This is a genomic window from Acidiphilium sp. C61, assembly GCF_905116885.1.
Taxonomy (GTDB): Bacteria; Pseudomonadota; Alphaproteobacteria; order Acetobacterales; family Acetobacteraceae; genus Acidiphilium.
Genome location: NZ_CAJHNI010000005.1, coordinates 2323235 through 2339673, shown reverse-complemented (window position 1 = coordinate 2339673; position 16439 = coordinate 2323235). Strand labels below are relative to the sequence as shown.

Here is a 16439-nt window from a genome sequence, read left to right as displayed (position 1 = left end):
GCATGCTGCCGGCCCATCCGTTCAACGATCTTGCCGGCTGGGTGGAGCAGGTGGCGGTGCTGCCGCTGCTCTACCGGTTCGGGCTGATGCAGTGGAGCGAACTCTCCTTCGGCTGGACCCTGGTCGCGATCTATGGCGTGACGCAGATGCTGCTGGCCTATGCGGTCTGCGTGCCGCTGGAGCGGGCGATGCCGATCGAGCGGTGGGACAGCCGGCGGGCGGTGCTGGTCGACGTGTTCTACACGTTTCTTGCCCGCGTCGGCGTGCTGCCGGTGATGACCTTCGTGCTGTTCTACGCGGCGCAGGTGCGGCTCGATGGGTTTCTCGCCGATCACGGCTATGTGCCGCCGATGCTGGAGACGATCTTCCCGCCGCTGTTCGGCCATCCGGTGATCACCTTCGCGGTCTATGCGCTGATCCTCGACTTCGCCGATTACTGGCGGCACCGTCTCTCGCATCGCTTCCGCCTCTGGTATGCGCTGCACGCGGTGCATCACGCCCAGCGGCAGATGACCTTCTGGTCCGACGACCGCAACCATGTGCTCGACGAGGTGATCGGCTTCCTCTGGTTCATGGCGGTGGGGCTGCTGGTCGGGATTCCGCCGCTGCAATTCCCGCTGCTGGTGCTGATCCTGCGATTCGTCGAGAGTTTCAGCCACGCCAATATCCGCCTCTCCTTCGGCCGGATTGGCGAGCGGCTGCTGGTCTCGCCGCGGTTTCACCGCGCGCATCACGGCATTCTCGCCGCCGGCGAACGCTCGATCAATTACGGCGCGGTGTTCCCGTTCTGGGACATGCTGTTCGGCACCGCCGATTTCTCGAAGGATTTCGCGCCGACCGGCGACCCCGAAGCGCCCGAGGCGATGGCGAGCGGCGGATGGGTCGCCCAGCAATGGTCCGGGCTCGTGCATATGGTCCGCTCGATCTGACGCGATTTTTCGCTTCCGCCCGGCGCCGATAAGGCGTTTCCTGCGCTGGCCATGCCGATCCTGTGCCGCGACTGCGATACGATTTCCGAGGCCGCCGGCGCCTGCCCGCATTGCGAGGGGCGGCGCCTCGTCGCGCATGACGAGATCGCGACCCTCGCCATCGCCCATATCGACTGCGACGCCTTCTATGCGAGCGTGGAGAAGCGCGACCGGCCGGAGCTCGCCGACCGGCCGGTGATCGTCGGCGGCGGGGCGCGCGGCGTGGTGGCGGCCTGCTGCTACATCGCCCGCCTCTCGGGCGTGCGCTCGGCGATGCCGATGTTCAAGGCGAGGAAACTCTGCCCGGACGCGGTGGTGATCGCGCCGGAGATGCGGAAATACGCGGCGGCGGCAGCCGAGATCCGCGCGCTGATGTCCACGCTGACGCCGCTGGTGCAGCCACTCTCGATCGACGAGGCGGCGCTCGATCTCTCCGGCACGGCGGCATTGCACAAGGCGCCGCCTGCCGTCGTTCTCAGCCGCTTCGCCCGGCAGGTCGAGGCGGAGATCGGCGTGACGGTGTCGATCGGCCTGGCGCCGAACCGGCTGCTGGCGAAACTCGCCGCCGAGCGGGACAAGCCGCGCGGCTTCGCCGTGCTGGGTGCGGAGGCCGCCGCGGTGCTGGCGCCGGAGCCGGTCGGCATTCTGCCCGGCGTGGGCCCGGCGCTGGCGCGGAAACTGGCTGGCATGGGGATCACCCGCGTCGGCCAGCTCGCCGCCCTGGATGACCGCGCAGCCCGCACCCGGCTCGGCGAGGACGGGCCGATGCTGACCGCGCGCGCCCGCGGCATCGATCCCCGGCCGATCGACCCCGCGCGGGCAACGAAATCGATCAGTGCGGAGACGACCTTCGCCGCGGATATCGACGATGCGGCCGCCCTCGCCCGCGCCCTGTTTCCGCTCTGCGAGAAACTTGCCCGGCGGCTGCGCGCCGAAGGCTTCGCCGCTGCCGGGCTCGTGCTCAAGCTTAAGACCGCCCGGTTCGAGACGCATACCCATGCGGTGCGGCTGACCGCCCCCACGCAGCTGGCCGAGACGATCTTCGAGGCGGCGAAGCCGGTGCTGATGCGTGCCGCCGGACCGCGCTACCGGCTGATCGGGATCGGCGCGGCCCGGCTCGCCGCCGCCGCGGAGGCCGATCGCGGCGATCTGGTCGACCGGGAAACGCCGCGCCGCGCCGCCCGCGAGGACGCCGTCGAGCGGTTGCGGGCGAAATTCGGCACCGGCATCATCCGCCGCGGCGGATAGGCACGACAGGCACACGCAGCGCTTGCCCGCTTCTGTGCGAAGCCTATAGGCTGGCCACAGGAGGATCGCCGATGAGAGGATGGAACGTTCCGGCCGCCTGCATCGCGGCGCTGTCGATCGCCACCGCCGGGACCGCCATCGCGGCACCGCGGACGATCGTCGAACATGTCGGCCGGTTCGACGCGATCGCCCTGCACGGCCGGTTCTGGCTCGACTTCACCGCCGGCGCCGCGCAATCGGTGCGGCTCGCGGGCGATCCCTATCTGGTCGAGAACCTCGCCGTGAGCGTGCAGCGCGGCGTGCTGGTGATCGACCGTCCAGCCGCGCTGGACCTGCCGCAGAAGGAGACCGTGCGGGTGACGATCACCGCACCCTCGCTGGCCGGGCTGACCACGAAAGGGTTCGTCCGCGCGGATCTGCAGGGGCTTTCGGGACGCCGGTTCGACTTCACCAACGATGGCGCTGCGGCCGCCACCCTGTCGGGGCAGGTCGGGCGGTTCAGCATGGTATCGCGCGGGGTCGCCTCGATCGATGCAAGCCGGCTGCACGCCGCCGGGGCGCGCATCGCGGCGCGGGGCCAGGCCAACCTGGTCGTCTATGCCAGCAAGAACGCCGATGTGACGATGTATGGCGAAGGGCGGGTCGTGGTTCTCGGCCACCCGCAGGCGCATACCTTCAAGTCGCTCGCCTATGGTGTCATCACCCAGCGCTGAGAGACGGCGACAAGAAACACGGGTAACAAAAAAACACGGGCAACAAAAAAGGCGCCGTTCGCACGGCGCCTTTTCCGAGACAGGCGGGTTCAGGCCGCCTTCAGGTTCTCGGCGGACATCTTGCCTTCGCGGCCCTTGCGGACTTCGAACTCAAGGCGCTGACCCTCGTCGATCCGGCCAAGGCCGGCACGCTCGACGGCGGAAATATGCACGAACACGTCCTTCGACCCGTCATCCGGCTGGATGAAGCCATAGCCCTTGGTTGCGTTGAACCACTTAACAGTACCTGTCGACATCGCGACTCTCCAAACAAACGGCAGCCCGCGATATGCGGGCCAGCTAACTCTTCAACTTGGGGAGGTGTCGAAGGCGGTAACGCCGAAACGCACGCAGCAACCAGAACCGAAAAGCGCCGTAATTTCTTTATACAGGTTTTTCGACCCGAGGGCCAGCATGGATTTGGACACCCGACGCCAGAAACCAACCCCTTGATATCGCGACGGCCAGCATCCGCTGACCCGGGCCGTGCGGGTCAGGAGCGGAAGGCGACGATCCGCCCCGCGGGCGACCCCGTCACCGCGCCGTCGCGCATCGCTACCTGACCGCGGATGATCGTCATCACCGGCCAGCCGGTGACGCGCTCGCCCTCGAACGGCGACCAGCCGCAAGGGCTGGCGAGCCAGCCCGCCTCGATGCGCTGCTGGCGGCGCAGGTCGACCAGGGTGAAATCGGCGTCATAGCCCGCGGCGATCCGCCCCTTGCCGACCGCGCCATAGATCCGCGCCGGCCCCGCCGCCATCAGATCGACCAGCCGGGTGAGCGTCAGCCGTCCCTGCGCCACCTGGTCGAGCATCACCGGCACCAGCGTCTGCACCCCGGTCAGCCCGGCCGCGGTTTCGGGCCAGGGGCGCTCCTTCGCGGCACGCGGATGCGGCGCGTGATCGGACCCGATCGTGTCCACCAGCCCATCCGCCACCGCGCGCCACGCCGCCTCGACATGGCGCCGATCGCGGATCGGCGGGTTCATCACCGCATAGGCGCCGAGCCGGTCATAGGCGTCGGGCGCCATCTGGGTCAGGTGATTGACCAGCACCTCGACGCTGGCGATGTCGCGGAAATCGCGCAGATAGGCGAATTCCTCCTCGGTCGAGACATGCAGGATATGCGCCGGGCGGAAGGTGCGGCGGGCCAGCGCCATGATCCGCCGCGTCCCCAGCGCCGCGCATTCCGGATCGCGCCAGACCGCGTGGTTGGCATAGGCCATGCCGGTGGAAAATTCGCCGCGCCGCGCCTGCAGGCGGAATTCATCCTCGGAGTGGAAGGCGATCCGCCGCCGTCCGGCGCGCATCACGCGCTCGATCGAGGCATCGTCCTCGACCAGCAGGTTGCCGGTCGAGGAACCGGCGAACACCTTGATCGCGCAGATGCCCGGCTCGGCCTCAAGGGCGGCGAGGTCGCCGATATTGTCCTTCGTCGCGCCGACATAGAGGCCGACATCGCACCACGCCCGCCCGGCGAGCGAGTCCCGTTTCGCCGCCAGCGCCGCCTGTCCGGTGGCCGGTGTGCCGGTGTTCGGCATGTCGAAGATCGCGGTGATGCCGCCGAGCACGGCGCCGCGCGTGCCGGTTTCCATCGTCTCGACCGCCGGCAGCTCGCCGCTCCCGGAATCGCGGAAATGCACATGCGGGTCGATCAGCCCCGGTAGCACGTGCAGGCCGCGCGCATCGATCGTCTCGGCCGCATCCCCGGTCGCGGCGAGGGTGGCGATCCGGCCATCCCGCACGCCGATCCGCCCCGTTGCCTCGCCCCAGGGCAGGATCAGGGTGCCGTTCTCGATGATCAGGTCGTAGCGCTCGGTCATGCCCGTTCTCCCAGTATTTCGAACACATCGCCATCGACGGCGCCGCCCAGCCCGTGACGATGATGCCACAAGGCGAGGAACAGCAGCCGCCAGCATGCCACGCCGGCCCGGCGGTCGGCCGCGCGGCCGAACAGGTCGCGCACCCGCGCCGGATCCGCAACCTCGGCAATGACCGGCGCGCGCGCGACCAGCTCGCCGAGGCGCTGGCCCTGCCCGGCGATCCAGGCGGCGACCGGCACATCGAACCCCTGCTTGCGGGCGAAGGGACGCGCCGCCGGCAGGTTCGCCTCCAGCCATTTGCGCAGCAGATATTTGCCAAGCCCCCGGCGCGCCCGCAGCCGGTCCGGCAGGGCGAAGGCGAAACGCGCCACCTCGCGGTCGAGGAAGGGCGTGCGGCCCTCCACGCCATGGGCCATCAGGCAACGGTCGAGCTTGAGCAGCAGATCGTCGGGCAGCCAGGTCGCCACATCCTCGCGCTGGGCGCGGGCGAGGAAGCTGCCCTCCGCCGCCTGCCGCGCCCGCTTCAGGCCGTCGCGCCAGCCCTCGCCGCGATCGCGCAGCAGGTCGAGCCCGTCGAACGCACCGCGGGCGCGCATCGGCCGGGCGAAGGGCCAGGGCCGCGCCGCCGCGCGGTAGCGGCCGTAGCCGGCGAACATCTCGTCCCCGCCCTCGCCGGACAGCACGACCTTGACGCTCCCGCGCGCATGGCGGGCGAGGAACCAGGTGGGGATGATTGCGTAATCGGCGGCCGGATCGTCCATCGCGGCGACGATCGCGGGCAGGTGCCGCCAGGTCATCGCCTCGGTGATCTCGATCCGCTCGTGCCGGGCGCCGACGGCGCGGGCGGTCGCCTCGGCATCGTCGCGCTCGTCGGCCACCGTGTCGCGGTCGAAGCCTGCGGTGAAGGCAAGCACCGGCGTCTCGTTCAGCCGCGCCATCAGGGCGAGGATCGCGGCACTGTCGATCCCGCCCGAGAGGAACATGCCATAGGGCACGTCGCTGCGCTGGTGCAGCTCGACCGATTGCGCCAGCACGGCATCGAGCGCGACGAGGGCCGCATCCTCGTCGCGCGGCGCCTCGCCCGGCTCGATCGGCTTATGGCCAAGCAGTTCCGCCTCGGCGCCATCGCGCAGGGTGAGCAGCGCGCCGGGCGGCACCCGCTCGATCCCGGAAAAAACGGTCGCGTTGCCGGTGGTGAATTGCAGTTGCAGCAGCTCGACGAGGCGCGCGGTGTCGATCCGCCGCGTCGCGAGCCCGGCCGCGAGCAGCGCCTGCGGCTCGGAGGCGAAGGCGGTGCCCGGCTCGGCGGCGCAGCGATAGAGCGGCTTGATGCCGAACGGATCGCGCGCCAGCATCACCACGCCGCGCTCGGAATCATCGATCGCGAGCGCATACATCCCGCGCAGCAGCGGCAGGAAATCCGCCTCGGCGCGGGCGAGATGCAGCGGCGGCTCGCAATCGCTGCCGGTGCGGAAGGGAATCTGCGGCAGGGCGGCGCGCAATTCGCGGTTGTTGTAGATCTCGCCATTGCCGATCAGCGCGGCACCGGCGCCGAACAGCGGCTGGTCGCCGGTCGCGAGATCGACGATGGCGAGACGGGTATGCACCAGCGCCGCCCGCTCGCTGACATGGGTGCCCGCGCCATCCGGCCCGCGATGGGCCAGCGCGCGGGCGAGTGCCGCGAGGGTTTCCGGAGCGATCCGCGCCCCCGGCTTCAGCGCGAGTCCCGCAATGCCGCACATCAGCGCCGCACTCCGGAGAGATAGCCACGCCAGGTTTCCATCACGACCGGGGCGGCGAACTCCGCCTCGAACCGCGCCCGTCCGGCGGCGGCGAGATCGGCGCGGCGGGCCGGATCGGCGAGCTGGGCAGATATCGCGGCGGACAGGGATTGCGTGTCGCCGAGCGGCACCAGCACACCATCCACCCCGTCGCGGATGATTTCGCGCGGCCCCTCGGCGGCAACCGCCACCACCGGCGTCGCGGCGGAGAACGCCTCCAGCACCATGTTGCCCAGCGGCTCGTGGCGCGAGGACGAGACGAACAGGTCGGCCGCCCGCAGCAGCGCGCCGACATCGCGCCGCCAGCCGGCGAGATGGACCCGCCCGCCAAGCCCGCGCGCGGCGACCAGCGCCTCCAGCGCGGCGCGTTCCGGCCCCTCGCCGGCGATCACCAGATGCGCGCCGGGGACCGGCTCGATCGCGCGGATCAGATCGTCAAATCCCTTGACCTCGTGCAGCCGGCCGAGGGCAAGAACCAGCGGTGCCCCCGCCGGCACGCCGAGCCCCTCGCGCGCGGCCGGCGTCTCGGCAGCAAAATCGGCCACGAAATTGGGCAGGTAGGCGATGCGCTCGCGCGGCCAGCCCTGCGCGCCGATCCAGCGCACGATATCGCGCGTATTGCCGACCAGATGATCGCAGCGGCGGAAATATTTCAGCGGATAGTAGCCGCCGAGCCGGCCGACCAGCGCCCAGTCGCCGCGCGGCGCGTGAAAGGCGGCGCGGCTCATCCAGGCCATCGCCACCTCGGCGCCGAAGCCGCGCAGCGCCGCCCCCGCACGCGGGCGGGTGAGACAATCGAGCGGCCCGCCATAGCGCAGCCCGACCGGGTCGAGCCCTGCCGCGCGCAGCAGGTTCATCCGCGCCGGATCGGGGCGGATCACCGGCAGCACCGCCGCGCCGGCCTCGTGCAGCGCCAGCGTCATCCGCTCGAAAAAGAGTTCGGCGCCGCCATTCGCGGCTCCGGCCATCAGCTGGGCGATCCTCATGCCGCCGCCGCCCGCGCCGCGAGGTCGCGCGCCGCCGCGATCACTGCATCCACACCCAATCCCTCCATCGGCGCCTCGCCCTCGGGGCCCGGCGCGGCGACGAAGCCGGCGCAACGGCCGGCAGGCGCGTATTCCGAGGCGCGGGAGCGGCCGAACAGGCCGAGCGTCGGCGTGCCGGCGGCGGCGGCGAGATGCATCAGCCCGGAATCATTGCCCACGAACAGGGCGCAGCGGGCGAGGCAAGCGGCGGCCTCGACCACCGAAACCCGACCGACCAGGTCGATCGCGCCGGGCAGCGCCGCGAGCACAGGGGCGGCGCGCGCCGCCTCGGCCTCGCCCGGGCCGCCAAAGACCGCGATTCGCCGATAGTCCAGCGCGCGTGCCAGGGCGACGAAGCGTTCGGCCGGCCAGATCTTGCCGTCCCAGTTCGCGGTCGGGCCGAGGCCGAGCACCGGCGCGCCCTCGGGCAGCAATCGGGCCGCAACGGCGCGGTCCTCCGCCGCGGTCCAGACCACCGGCAGCGGCGCCGGATCGAACCCGCTGGAGGCGCCGATCTGCCGGTAGCGCCGGCCGGGCCGCCGGCCGCCACGCACCACGATCCGCCGCCCGGCGCGCAGCGTGTAGGCCAGCGCCGAGCCGCGAAAATCCACCACCACCGCCCAGCGATCGCGCACCAGCCGGCCCCAGAGCGAGAGCCAGTGACGATCCTGCCGCTGCTTCTCGAAAATGATCAGCCGCTCCAGCCCGGGCAGCCGCGCGAACACGCCGGAGGCAGCGGCGCCGCAGGCCACCGTCAGCCTCGCGCCCGGATGATCGCGCCGGATGCGCTCCATCACACCCGAGGCGATCACCGCGTCGCCGATGCGCGATGAGGTTATGAAAAGGATTCTCATGCTGTCGAGGCTGTAGCACGGCTTGCCGCCGCACGGCCAAGGGGCCACATCCCGGTCATGACGACGATCGCATATCTTCCCGCGCGCGGCGTGATCGGGATCGACGGGCCCGACCGCGTCGCCTTCCTCCAGGGCCTCGTGTCGAACGACGTGACGAAGGCGGAGCCGGGCCGGGCCGTCTGGTCCGCCCTGCTCACGCCGCAGGGGCGCTATCTGGCCGAATTCTTCATTCTTGCCGCGGGCGAGTCGCTCCTGCTGGAGGCGCCGCGCGCTTCGGTCGCGGAGCTGATCCGCCGCCTCTCGCGCTTCCGGCTGCGCAGCCAGGTCACGCTGCGGGACCGGTCGGACGAATTCGCGGTGCATGCCGCGTGGGGCGGCGCGCCCCCTGTTACACCCCCCGGCGCGATCATCGCCGCCGATCCGCGCCTGCCCGAAGCCGGCCACCGGATACTGGCGCCGGCGCCGCTGGCCGGGGCGGCGGATGAACCCGCCTATCTCGCCCACCGGCTGGCGCTCGGCCTGCCCGATCACGACGATCTCGAACCGGAAAAGACCCTGCTGATGGAAGCCGGCTTCGGCGAGCTGCACGGGATCGACTGGGAGAAAGGCTGCTACATGGGGCAGGAACTCACCGCCCGCACCCGCTACCGGGGGCTGGTCAAGCGCCGGCTCATCCCGGTCGATGCCGAAGCCGAGCTGCCCGTCGCCGGGACGATCACCGATGGCGAGCGCGAGGTCGGCACCCTGCGGACCAGCCTTGGAAGGCGCGGCCTCGCGCTGCTGCGGCTCGATGCGCTGGGCAGCAAGCTGTGCCTCGACGGCATCGCGCTGACACCCGATATCCCATCCTGGATGACCCTGCCGGAGACCGCGACCCCATGATCGTCGTTCATCATCTCGAAGCGTCGCGCTCGCAGCGCGTGCTCTGGCTGCTGGAGGAACTCGGCCTCGAATACGAGGTGCAGCATTACGATCGCGACCGGAAGACGCGACTCGCCCCGCCATCGCTGCGCGCGGTGCATCCGCTTGGCAAGTCGCCCGTGATCACCGATGGCGGCATCACCGTCGCCGAGACCGGCGCGATCGTCGAATACCTCATCGGCACCTATGGCAAGGGGCGGCTTATTCCTCCCGAGGGAACCGACGAGCGGCGCCGCTACACGTACTGGCTGCACCACGCCGAGGGCTCGGCCATGCCGTTCCTGGTGATGAAGCTGGTGTTCGACGAAATGCCCAAACAGGCGCCCTTCGTGCTCAAGCCGCTGATGCGCGCCATCGGCAACAAGGTGGGCGATGCGTTTCTCGACCCCAATCTCGGCGCCAATATCCGCCTCTGGGAAGACGCGCTGGCCAACTCGGCCTGGTTCGCCGGCGATGCGCTGACCGGCGCCGACATCATGATGAGCTTCCCGATCGAGGCGGCGAACACCAGGGGCCTGCTGCGCGGCAATTACCCGCGGCTCAACGCCTTTCTCGCCGCGATCCACGCCCGCCCGGCCTGGCAGCGGGCGCTGGAGCGCGGCGGCCCCTACCCGTTCGCCTGAGCCGCGCTCAGCCGCACAGGGCGGCGCGCGCCGCGCGGTATTCGGCGATCAGCCGCGCGACCCGCTCGCCCGCCGGCAGCACCGCGTCGATCGCGCCGATCCCCTGCCCCGAGCCCCAGATGTCCTTCCACGCCTTGGCCTTGGCGCCCTCGTGGAAATTCATCGCCGAGGCATCGCTCTGCGGCAGGTCGTCGGGATCGAGCCCGGCGGCGACGATGCTCGGGCGCAGATAATTGCCGTGCACGCCGGTGAAAAGATTGGTGTAGACGATATCCTCCGCACCGCTGGCGACGATCGCCTGCTTGTAGGCACTGGCCGCATTGGCCTCCTCGGTGGCGATGAAGGCCGAGCCGATATAGGCGAAATCGGCTCCCATCGCCTCGGCGGCGAGCACGGCGCGACCGGTCGCGATCGCGCCGGACAGAGCGAGCGGCCCCTGGAACCAGGTGCGGATCTCCTGCACCAGCGCGAAGGGCGAGAGCGTGCCGGCATGGCCGCCGGCGCCGGAGGCCACGGCGATCAGCCCGTCCGCCCCTTTCTCGACCGCCTTGCGGGCAAAGCGGTTGTTGATGATGTCATGCAGCACGATGCCGCCATAGCCATGCACCGCCTCGTTCACCTCAGGCCGCGCGCCGAGCGAGGTGATCACCAGCGGCGCGCGATATTTCACGCAGAGTTCGAGATCCTGTTCCAGCCGCGTATTGGAGCGATGCACGATCTGGTTGACCGCGAAGGGCGCCGCCTTGCGATCCGGATGATCGCGGTCCCAGGCCGCCAGCGTTTCGGTGATCTCCGCCAGCCACTCGTCGAGTTGCGCGGCCGGCCGGGCGTTCAGCGCCGGAAACGAGCCGACGATGCCGGCGATGCACTGGGCGATGACCAGTTTCGGATTGGAGATGATGAACAGCGGCGACCCGATCACCGGAATCGCCAGCCTGTTTCGAAGATCCTGTGCGGCGCTCATCCCCCGACTGTGCCGAGGGTTTCCCTAAACGTCAACTGCTGCCGATCGCAACGCCCACGGCAAAGACGATGGCGCCGCCGAGTGCGACCTGGAGCGCGGCCTGCAGCGGCGGCGTGTCCATGTATTTGGTGCGGATCCAGGAAATCGCCGCCAGTTCGACGACAACGACGGCGAAGGCCAGCACCATCGCGGTCCAGAAATTCGGAATGAGGAACGGCAACGTGTGGCCGAGCCCGCCCAACGTCGTCATCGCGCCGGTGATCACGCCGCGCATCAGCGGCGAGCCGCGGCCGGTCAGGCTGCCATCGTCGGACAGGGCTTCGGCAAAGCCCATCGAAATGCCGGCACCGAGCGAGGCGGCGATGCCGACGATGAAGGCCTGCCACGGGCTGCCGGAGGCAAAGGCGGCGGCAAAGACCGGCGCCAGGGTGGAAACCGAACCATCCATCAGCCCGGCGAGACCGGGCTGGATAAACCGCAGCACGAAATTGCGGCGTGCCGTGTCGTCCTCGGCGGAGCGCGCCTCTTCGGTCAGGTTCTCGCGGGCGAGACGGTCGGCCAGGCGCTCATGGCCCGCCTCCGCCTCGGCAAGGTCGCCGAGCAGCTTGCGCGTCGCGGCATCGCTCGTGCGGCTGGCGGCGAGGCGGTAGAAATTCTGGGTTTCCGACTCCATGCTCTCGGCCAGCTTGCGCACGTCGTTGATCGTGGGTTTCGGCAGCTGCCAGACCGGCTTGCGGGCGAGGAACCCGCGTATGTCCTGCCGGCGGATCAGCGGGATATGGTCGCCGAATTTCTGCTGGTAGAGATCGATCAGCGAACGGCGGTGGTCGCTCTCCTCCGCCGCCATTTCGAAAAACACCTTTGCCGAGGCCGGGAAATCGGCATGGAGCGATTCGGCGATATCGGCATAGATGCGGCCGTCCTCTTCCTCGGCACCGATGGCGAGGGCCAGGATTTCGCGGTCCGACAGTTCTGAGAAATTGCGCATGCGCGAGACATGGCCGCACCGTCCGACAAGGTCAAGCGCCTTGTTTTACTTGAGATTTATTTGCAATTGGCGATCGCGCTCCAGCCTTGCGCCGCTCGGCAAACCCTGCATGATACTAACATGGATGCAGCGATGCCGCCGCCCGTTCCACGCCCCGACCCGACGCCCTGCAGCTGCGGATCGGGCCTGCGGGCGCGGCGCTGCTGCGCCCTCGACGAGGGCGGCCCGCCGGATCCCGCGCATCACGCGCTGGTCGCACCGCACATGAAGCAGGCCCGCGCCGCCGCCGATGCCGGGCGTCGTCTCGAGGCGGAGCGACTTGTGCTCCGGATCCTCGACCTCGCGCCGCTGCATCCCGAAGCGCTGCGGCTGCTCCATGAAATCCGCCATGCCGAAGGGCGAAGCGCGGCGGCCATTGCGCTCGTGGCCCGCCTCGCCGCCCTGCCGCCCGAAACCCCGGCTGCGCATGTCCTGCATGCGCAGCTTCTGGCCAGCGCGGGCCGCCACGCCGAGGCGGAGGCGCCGGCGCGGCGGGCGGTGCAGCTCGCCCCGCGCGATCCGGCCGCGCATCACCTGCTGGGGCTGATCCAGACAGAAACCGGCCGCGCCGCCTATGGCGAACGGCATTACCGCATCGCCGCGGCGCTGTCGGAAACCGCCAATCCGGTCCTGCTCGGCAATCTCGCCTGGAATCTGCGCCAGCAGGGGCGGCTGGACGAGGCAGCGACGATGTACGCCCAGGTGCTGCAAGGCGTCGCCCGCACCCCGCGCAGCATTGGCGGTCTCGCGCAGGTCGAGGCGGGGCGCGGCCGGCTGGACGAAGCGGCAGCACTCGCCGCCGAGGCCGTGGCGGCCGACCCCGACAATCGCAGCCTCGCCGTCCTGCTCGATCTCGTCAGGCTGCGCGCGGGGGATGCCGGGGCCGTGCTGGAGCGGATCGCCGCCACCGAGGCCCGGATCGCGCCGCAGCCGCTGATGACGACCGAACTCGTCCTGCGCGGCCGCGCGCTCGAACGCCTCGGCCGGCACGACGAGGCCTGGTCGGCCTATCAGGCCGGCCGCGCCTACCAGCGCGACCAGGCCGGCCGCCGCTTCGATCCGGCACCGCTCGAAGCCCGGCTCGCCGCCCTGCGCAGCACATTCCGGGCCGACCGGCTGCTCGGGCTGCCAAGGGCCGGGACGCCGGCGAACGCCCCGACACCGGTTTTCCTGCTGGGCACGCCGCGCTCGGGATCGTCGCTGCTCGAACATCTGCTCGCCCAGGCCCCGGAGATCGATCCCGGCGACAGCCGCGCGCCGCTGCCCGCCCTCGCCCGGTTGCTGACCTCGCTGGTCGCAAGCTTCAGCGGCGCCAGCTTCGGCGACCCTGGGGCCAGCTTTCCCGCCGCGCTGGATGTCATGGTCGCCGGCGAGGCGCGGGACATTCCAGCCATCCTCGCCGGGCGCTACGCCGCCCTGCTGCGCGCCGGCGGCATCGCCGGGCCGCAGGCGCGCTTCGTCACCGACCGCCACCCCGACCTGCCCTGGCTGCTCGGCCTCGCCGCCACGCTGTTCGCCGATGCGCCGGTGATCCACGTGCTGCGCCATCCGCTCGACGTCGTGCTGTCAGGCTTCGCGCAGGACCGGCTGTATGAAGGCAATGCAGGCGTCACGCTGGCCAGCATCGCCCGGCTCTACGACGCGCAGATGAACGCGATCGCGCAGGTGCGCGGGCAGATGACCATGCGATACCTCGCCGTGCGCTACGAGGATCTGGTTACCGATACGGAAGCAACACTGGCTCGCGTGCTCGGCTTCATCGGGCATGAAGCCGATCCCGCTTCGATGATCGCAGCACCCCCCCGCGCCGTCCCGCGCGTCCCCGCCTACAGGGCCGAGCTGGAGACGCTGCACCGGCGGGCGATGTTCCGGCATCGCCGGTTCGGCGATGTCTTCGGCGAGGCCATGCCCGTCCTCGCCCCCTGGATCGAGCGCCTCGGCTATGCCTCCCCGGAGATGCAACCCGCATGAGCGCCGCCCCGCCCCGGCCGATGAAGACCACGGTCGGCGAGGTGCTGGCGGAAATCACCGCGCTCGAGCAGGAGGGACGGCTGCGGGAGGCCGAAACGCTGGCCGCGCGCGCCGCAGCCGCCGCGCCGCAGCACCCGCACGTGCTGCATATCGCCGGCATCGTGGCGCATCGGGCCGGCGACATTCCGCGGGCGATCGAGCTGATCGAGACCTCGCTCGCCCTCGCGCCGGATGTCGCACTCTACCCGCGCAACGCCTGCGACATCTATCGCAGCGCCGGCAGGCTCGACGACGCGCTGGCGATGGCGTTGCGCGCCGTCGAACTCGCGCCGGACGACCACCTCGCGCATTTCAACCTCGCGATGATCCGCCATGAGCGCCATGAGCTGGATGCCGGCCTCGACGCCGCGGACCGCGCCATCGCGCTCGCGCCCGACTTCGCCGAGGCGCATTTCGCCCGCGCCGAGCTGCTGCTGCTCGGCGGGCGGCTGGCGGAAGGCTGGGAGAGCTACGAGCGGCGATTCGAGCTGAAACAGGCCGAGGGGATGCTGCCCAGGACCGACCGGCCGCAATGGGACGGCGGCAAGCTGCCGGATGGGCGGCTGCTGCTCGTCGCCGACCAGGGGTTCGGCGACTGCATCCAGTTCGGCCGCTACATCCCCTGGGCCGCCGCCCGCGCGCCAAACCCCGTCATCGCCTGCGACAGCTCCCTGAAGCCCTTGCTACGACAGATCCCCGGAACCGGCCGCTTCGTGAGCAGCTGGGCCGCCGCCGGGGCGTATGACGTATACATGCCGCTCTCCGGCCTGCCGCGCCTCGCCGGCACCACGCTCGCCACCATTCCGGCGGAAACCCCCTATCTGCGGGCCGACCCGCGCATGGTCGAAACCTGGCGCCAGCGCCTCGCCACGCTGGTGCCGGCGGGGCTGAAGCGCATCGGCCTGGTCTGGGCCGGCCGGCCCACTCACAAGAACGACCGCAAGCGGACGGTGCGGCTGGAGCGCTACGCACCGCTCTTCGCCCGGCCCGACATCGCCATCATCACCGTGCAGAAAGGCGACCGGATCGACGAGGTGGGCGGTTATTTCGGCCGCGCGCCGCTGGTCAATCTCGGCCCTTCGATCCTCGATTTCACCGATACGCTGGCGATCCTGCACTGTCTCGACCGGCTGGTGACGATCGACACCTCGGTCGCCCATCTGGCGGGTGCGGCCGGCGTGGCCACCTCCGTCATCCTGCCCTACACACCCGACTGGCGCTGGCTGCTGGACCGGGAGGATACGCCTTGGTACCCGTCATTGCGCCTTTTCCGCCAGGAACGCGCGGCCGACTGGTCGGGCGTGATCGAGCGGGTTGCCGGGAGTTTGTAATGCGCCGTCTCGTTCCGCTTGTCCTCGCCTGCCTGCTCGGCGCCCCCTTCGCCGCGCGGGCCGCGACCCTCACCTTGTATTCGCGGCTGGATGATGCCCCCGCCGTCGCCCGCGCCTTCACCGCGCAAACCGGCATCGCCGTGCGCATCCGCCGCCCGCCGCCGACCGGCCTTGCCGACCGGATCGCCCACGAGGGATCGCACCCACGCTGGGCGCTCGCCTGGTTCACCGGCACGCCGACCGCCATCGCCCTCGATGCGCGGGGGTTGCTGGCGCGGCATCTGCCGGTGCCGGCCGGGCTATCGCCGCGCGCCGCCGCCCTCATCCCGCCGGATGGCAGCGCGATCCCGACCGGGCTCGAACTCGGCGGCGTGCTGCTGATGCCGAAATCCGCCCCCTTCGCCGCCCCGGCGCACTGGCAGGACCTGCTCGCCCCCGCCCGCCGCGGGCTTGCCGGCATGGCCGATCCGGGCCTGGACGATGCCGCCTGGGGCGGCCTCGCCAGCCTGCTCGCCGCCCAGGGCTGGCCGGCCGGGTGCGGCTTCGTCAAGGCACTCCGGGGGGCAGGACTGCATATCTACGCCTCCACGTCCGACACCGTCGCGGCCCTGCGCAGCGGCGCCATCCAGCTCGCTCTGATCCGCTCCGCCGTCGCCTTTCACATCGCCTCCCGCGTCGATTCCTCGCTCGAAACCGTGATCCCGGCACCCGCCGTGCTGATGCCGAGCCTGATCGTGATGCCGCGACATCTCGAACCGGCCGTGCGGCACGCGGCCCTCGCGTTCATCGCCTTTGCCTGCTCGCCCGCCGGCCAGCGCGCAGCGCTTGCGGCGGACGACATGGACTCGTCCTTCTGGCCGGTGAATGCGGCGGTGCCGCCGCCGCCAAACCTGCCGGACCTCGCCGGTCTCGCCCCGCGCGATCCGCGCGCGATCGCGACCGACCCGCTGCCGGCCATCGACTGGTTCGCGCGCGAGATGGTCGGCTCGGGGCTTTGAAGCGGCGAGAGCGGGCGCGGGAGGGCTTGGAAGGGCTTGGAAGGGCTTGGGGGGGGGGTCTTGCATCGCCCCCGACCGCAAGCGATAAACGCTTAACCAATGGTGCCGGGTTCGG

The 16439-nt window shown here is 70.6% G+C and carries 15 protein-coding genes; 8 read left to right on the top strand and 7 right to left on the bottom strand.

The window, feature by feature from the left end:
* The first annotated feature begins 2 nt into the window (after positions 1-2).
* The 3 genes from HUW10_RS13845 to HUW10_RS13835 all read left to right on the top strand — a co-directional run bounded on the left by HUW10_RS13845 (position 3) and on the right by HUW10_RS13835 (position 2929).
* Positions 3-929 carry a sterol desaturase family protein gene (locus tag HUW10_RS13845; RefSeq protein WP_174504036.1) on the top strand — a complete coding sequence of 309 codons (927 nt, stop codon included), beginning with the start codon at positions 3-5 and terminating at the stop codon, positions 927-929.
* Positions 930-980: 51 nt separating this feature from the next.
* A complete protein-coding gene (locus tag HUW10_RS13840; RefSeq protein ID WP_174504035.1) occupies positions 981-2216 on the top strand; it encodes a DNA polymerase IV in 1236 nt (411 codons plus the stop codon).
* 71 nt (positions 2217-2287) lie between these two features.
* Positions 2288-2929, top strand: a complete 642-nt coding sequence (locus HUW10_RS13835; protein WP_174504034.1) for a GIN domain-containing protein — start codon at positions 2288-2290, stop codon at positions 2927-2929.
* Between the two features lie 89 nt (positions 2930-3018).
* On the opposite strand, the gene HUW10_RS13830 is transcribed toward HUW10_RS13835, so the two are convergent.
* The 5 genes from HUW10_RS13830 to HUW10_RS13810 form a co-directional block, all read right to left on the bottom strand.
* On the bottom strand, positions 3019-3225 hold the full coding sequence (locus HUW10_RS13830; RefSeq protein ID WP_007422074.1) for a cold-shock protein: 207 nt from the start codon (positions 3223-3225) through the stop codon (positions 3019-3021).
* Between the two features lie 236 nt (positions 3226-3461).
* On the bottom strand, positions 3462-4790 hold the full coding sequence (locus HUW10_RS13825) for a dihydroorotase (protein ID WP_174504033.1): 1329 nt from the start codon (positions 4788-4790) through the stop codon (positions 3462-3464).
* Complete coding sequence (gene asnB, locus HUW10_RS13820) at positions 4787-6532, bottom strand: asparagine synthase (glutamine-hydrolyzing) (protein ID WP_174504032.1); 1746 nt, start codon at positions 6530-6532, stop codon at positions 4787-4789. Before asnB ends, HUW10_RS13825 begins: the two co-directional genes overlap by 4 nt.
* Entirely contained in the window at positions 6532-7557 is a 1026-nt protein-coding gene (locus tag HUW10_RS13815; RefSeq protein ID WP_174504031.1) for a glycosyltransferase, read from the bottom strand. Before HUW10_RS13815 ends, asnB begins: the two co-directional genes overlap by 1 nt.
* Entirely contained in the window at positions 7554-8450 is an 897-nt protein-coding gene (locus HUW10_RS13810; RefSeq protein ID WP_174504030.1) for a glycosyltransferase family 9 protein, read from the bottom strand. Before HUW10_RS13810 ends, HUW10_RS13815 begins: the two co-directional genes overlap by 4 nt.
* Before the next feature lie 48 nt (positions 8451-8498).
* Here HUW10_RS13810 and HUW10_RS13805 point away from each other — a divergent pair, with 48 nt between their 5' ends.
* Both HUW10_RS13805 and HUW10_RS13800 read left to right on the top strand, forming a co-directional pair.
* A complete protein-coding gene (locus HUW10_RS13805) occupies positions 8499-9332 on the top strand; it encodes a folate-binding protein YgfZ (protein WP_174504890.1) in 834 nt (277 codons plus the stop codon).
* Positions 9329-9994 carry a glutathione S-transferase gene (locus HUW10_RS13800; RefSeq protein WP_174504029.1) on the top strand — a complete coding sequence of 222 codons (666 nt, stop codon included), beginning with the start codon at positions 9329-9331 and terminating at the stop codon, positions 9992-9994. The genes HUW10_RS13805 and HUW10_RS13800 overlap by 4 nt, the downstream gene beginning before the upstream one ends.
* Positions 9995-10001: 7 nt before the next feature.
* On the opposite strand, the gene HUW10_RS13795 is transcribed toward HUW10_RS13800, so the two are convergent.
* Both HUW10_RS13795 and mbfA read right to left on the bottom strand, forming a co-directional pair.
* Positions 10002-10958 carry a nitronate monooxygenase family protein gene (locus HUW10_RS13795; protein ID WP_174504028.1) on the bottom strand — a complete coding sequence of 319 codons (957 nt, stop codon included), beginning with the start codon at positions 10956-10958 and terminating at the stop codon, positions 10002-10004.
* Between the two features lie 31 nt (positions 10959-10989).
* Entirely contained in the window at positions 10990-11946 is a 957-nt protein-coding gene (gene mbfA / locus HUW10_RS13790) for an iron exporter MbfA (protein ID WP_174504027.1), read from the bottom strand.
* Between the two features lie 132 nt (positions 11947-12078).
* On the opposite strand from mbfA, the gene HUW10_RS13785 reads away from it, so the two are divergent.
* The 3 genes from HUW10_RS13785 to HUW10_RS13775 are packed head-to-tail and all read left to right on the top strand — an operon-like array spanning position 12079 to position 16324.
* Positions 12079-13956, top strand: coding sequence for a tetratricopeptide repeat-containing sulfotransferase family protein (locus HUW10_RS13785; RefSeq protein WP_236656397.1), 1878 nt, complete (start codon positions 12079-12081; stop codon positions 13954-13956).
* Positions 13953-15326, top strand: coding sequence for a tetratricopeptide repeat protein (locus HUW10_RS13780; protein WP_174504025.1), 1374 nt, complete (start codon positions 13953-13955; stop codon positions 15324-15326). The genes HUW10_RS13785 and HUW10_RS13780 overlap by 4 nt, the downstream gene beginning before the upstream one ends.
* Positions 15326-16324, top strand: a complete 999-nt coding sequence (locus tag HUW10_RS13775) for an ABC transporter substrate-binding protein (RefSeq protein ID WP_174504024.1) — start codon at positions 15326-15328, stop codon at positions 16322-16324. Before HUW10_RS13780 ends, HUW10_RS13775 begins: the two co-directional genes overlap by 1 nt.
* Positions 16325-16439: the final 115 nt, after the last annotated feature.

Excerpts from the sequence above, each read along its gene's own strand:
- HUW10_RS13845 (WP_174504036.1), top strand. The coding sequence starts at position 3 with ATGCTGCCGGCCCATCCGTTCAACGATCTTGCCGGCTGGGTGGAGCAG.
- HUW10_RS13840 (WP_174504035.1), top strand. The coding sequence starts at position 981 with ATGCCGATCCTGTGCCGCGACTGCGATACGATTTCCGAGGCCGCCGGC.
- HUW10_RS13835 (WP_174504034.1), top strand. The coding sequence starts at position 2,288 with ATGAGAGGATGGAACGTTCCGGCCGCCTGCATCGCGGCGCTGTCGATC.
- HUW10_RS13830 (WP_007422074.1), bottom strand. The coding sequence starts at position 3,225 with ATGTCGACAGGTACTGTTAAGTGGTTCAACGCAACCAAGGGCTATGGC.
- HUW10_RS13825 (WP_174504033.1), bottom strand. The coding sequence starts at position 4,790 with ATGACCGAGCGCTACGACCTGATCATCGAGAACGGCACCCTGATCCTG.
- asnB (WP_174504032.1), bottom strand. The coding sequence starts at position 6,532 with ATGTGCGGCATTGCGGGACTCGCGCTGAAGCCGGGGGCGCGGATCGCT.
- HUW10_RS13815 (WP_174504031.1), bottom strand. The coding sequence starts at position 7,557 with ATGAGGATCGCCCAGCTGATGGCCGGAGCCGCGAATGGCGGCGCCGAA.
- HUW10_RS13810 (WP_174504030.1), bottom strand. The coding sequence starts at position 8,450 with ATGAGAATCCTTTTCATAACCTCATCGCGCATCGGCGACGCGGTGATC.
- HUW10_RS13800 (WP_174504029.1), top strand. The coding sequence starts at position 9,329 with ATGATCGTCGTTCATCATCTCGAAGCGTCGCGCTCGCAGCGCGTGCTC.
- HUW10_RS13795 (WP_174504028.1), bottom strand. The coding sequence starts at position 10,958 with ATGAGCGCCGCACAGGATCTTCGAAACAGGCTGGCGATTCCGGTGATC.
- mbfA (WP_174504027.1), bottom strand. The coding sequence starts at position 11,946 with ATGCGCAATTTCTCAGAACTGTCGGACCGCGAAATCCTGGCCCTCGCC.
- HUW10_RS13785 (WP_236656397.1), top strand. The coding sequence starts at position 12,079 with ATGCCGCCGCCCGTTCCACGCCCCGACCCGACGCCCTGCAGCTGCGGA.
- HUW10_RS13780 (WP_174504025.1), top strand. The coding sequence starts at position 13,953 with ATGAGCGCCGCCCCGCCCCGGCCGATGAAGACCACGGTCGGCGAGGTG.
- HUW10_RS13775 (WP_174504024.1), top strand. The coding sequence starts at position 15,326 with ATGCGCCGTCTCGTTCCGCTTGTCCTCGCCTGCCTGCTCGGCGCCCCC.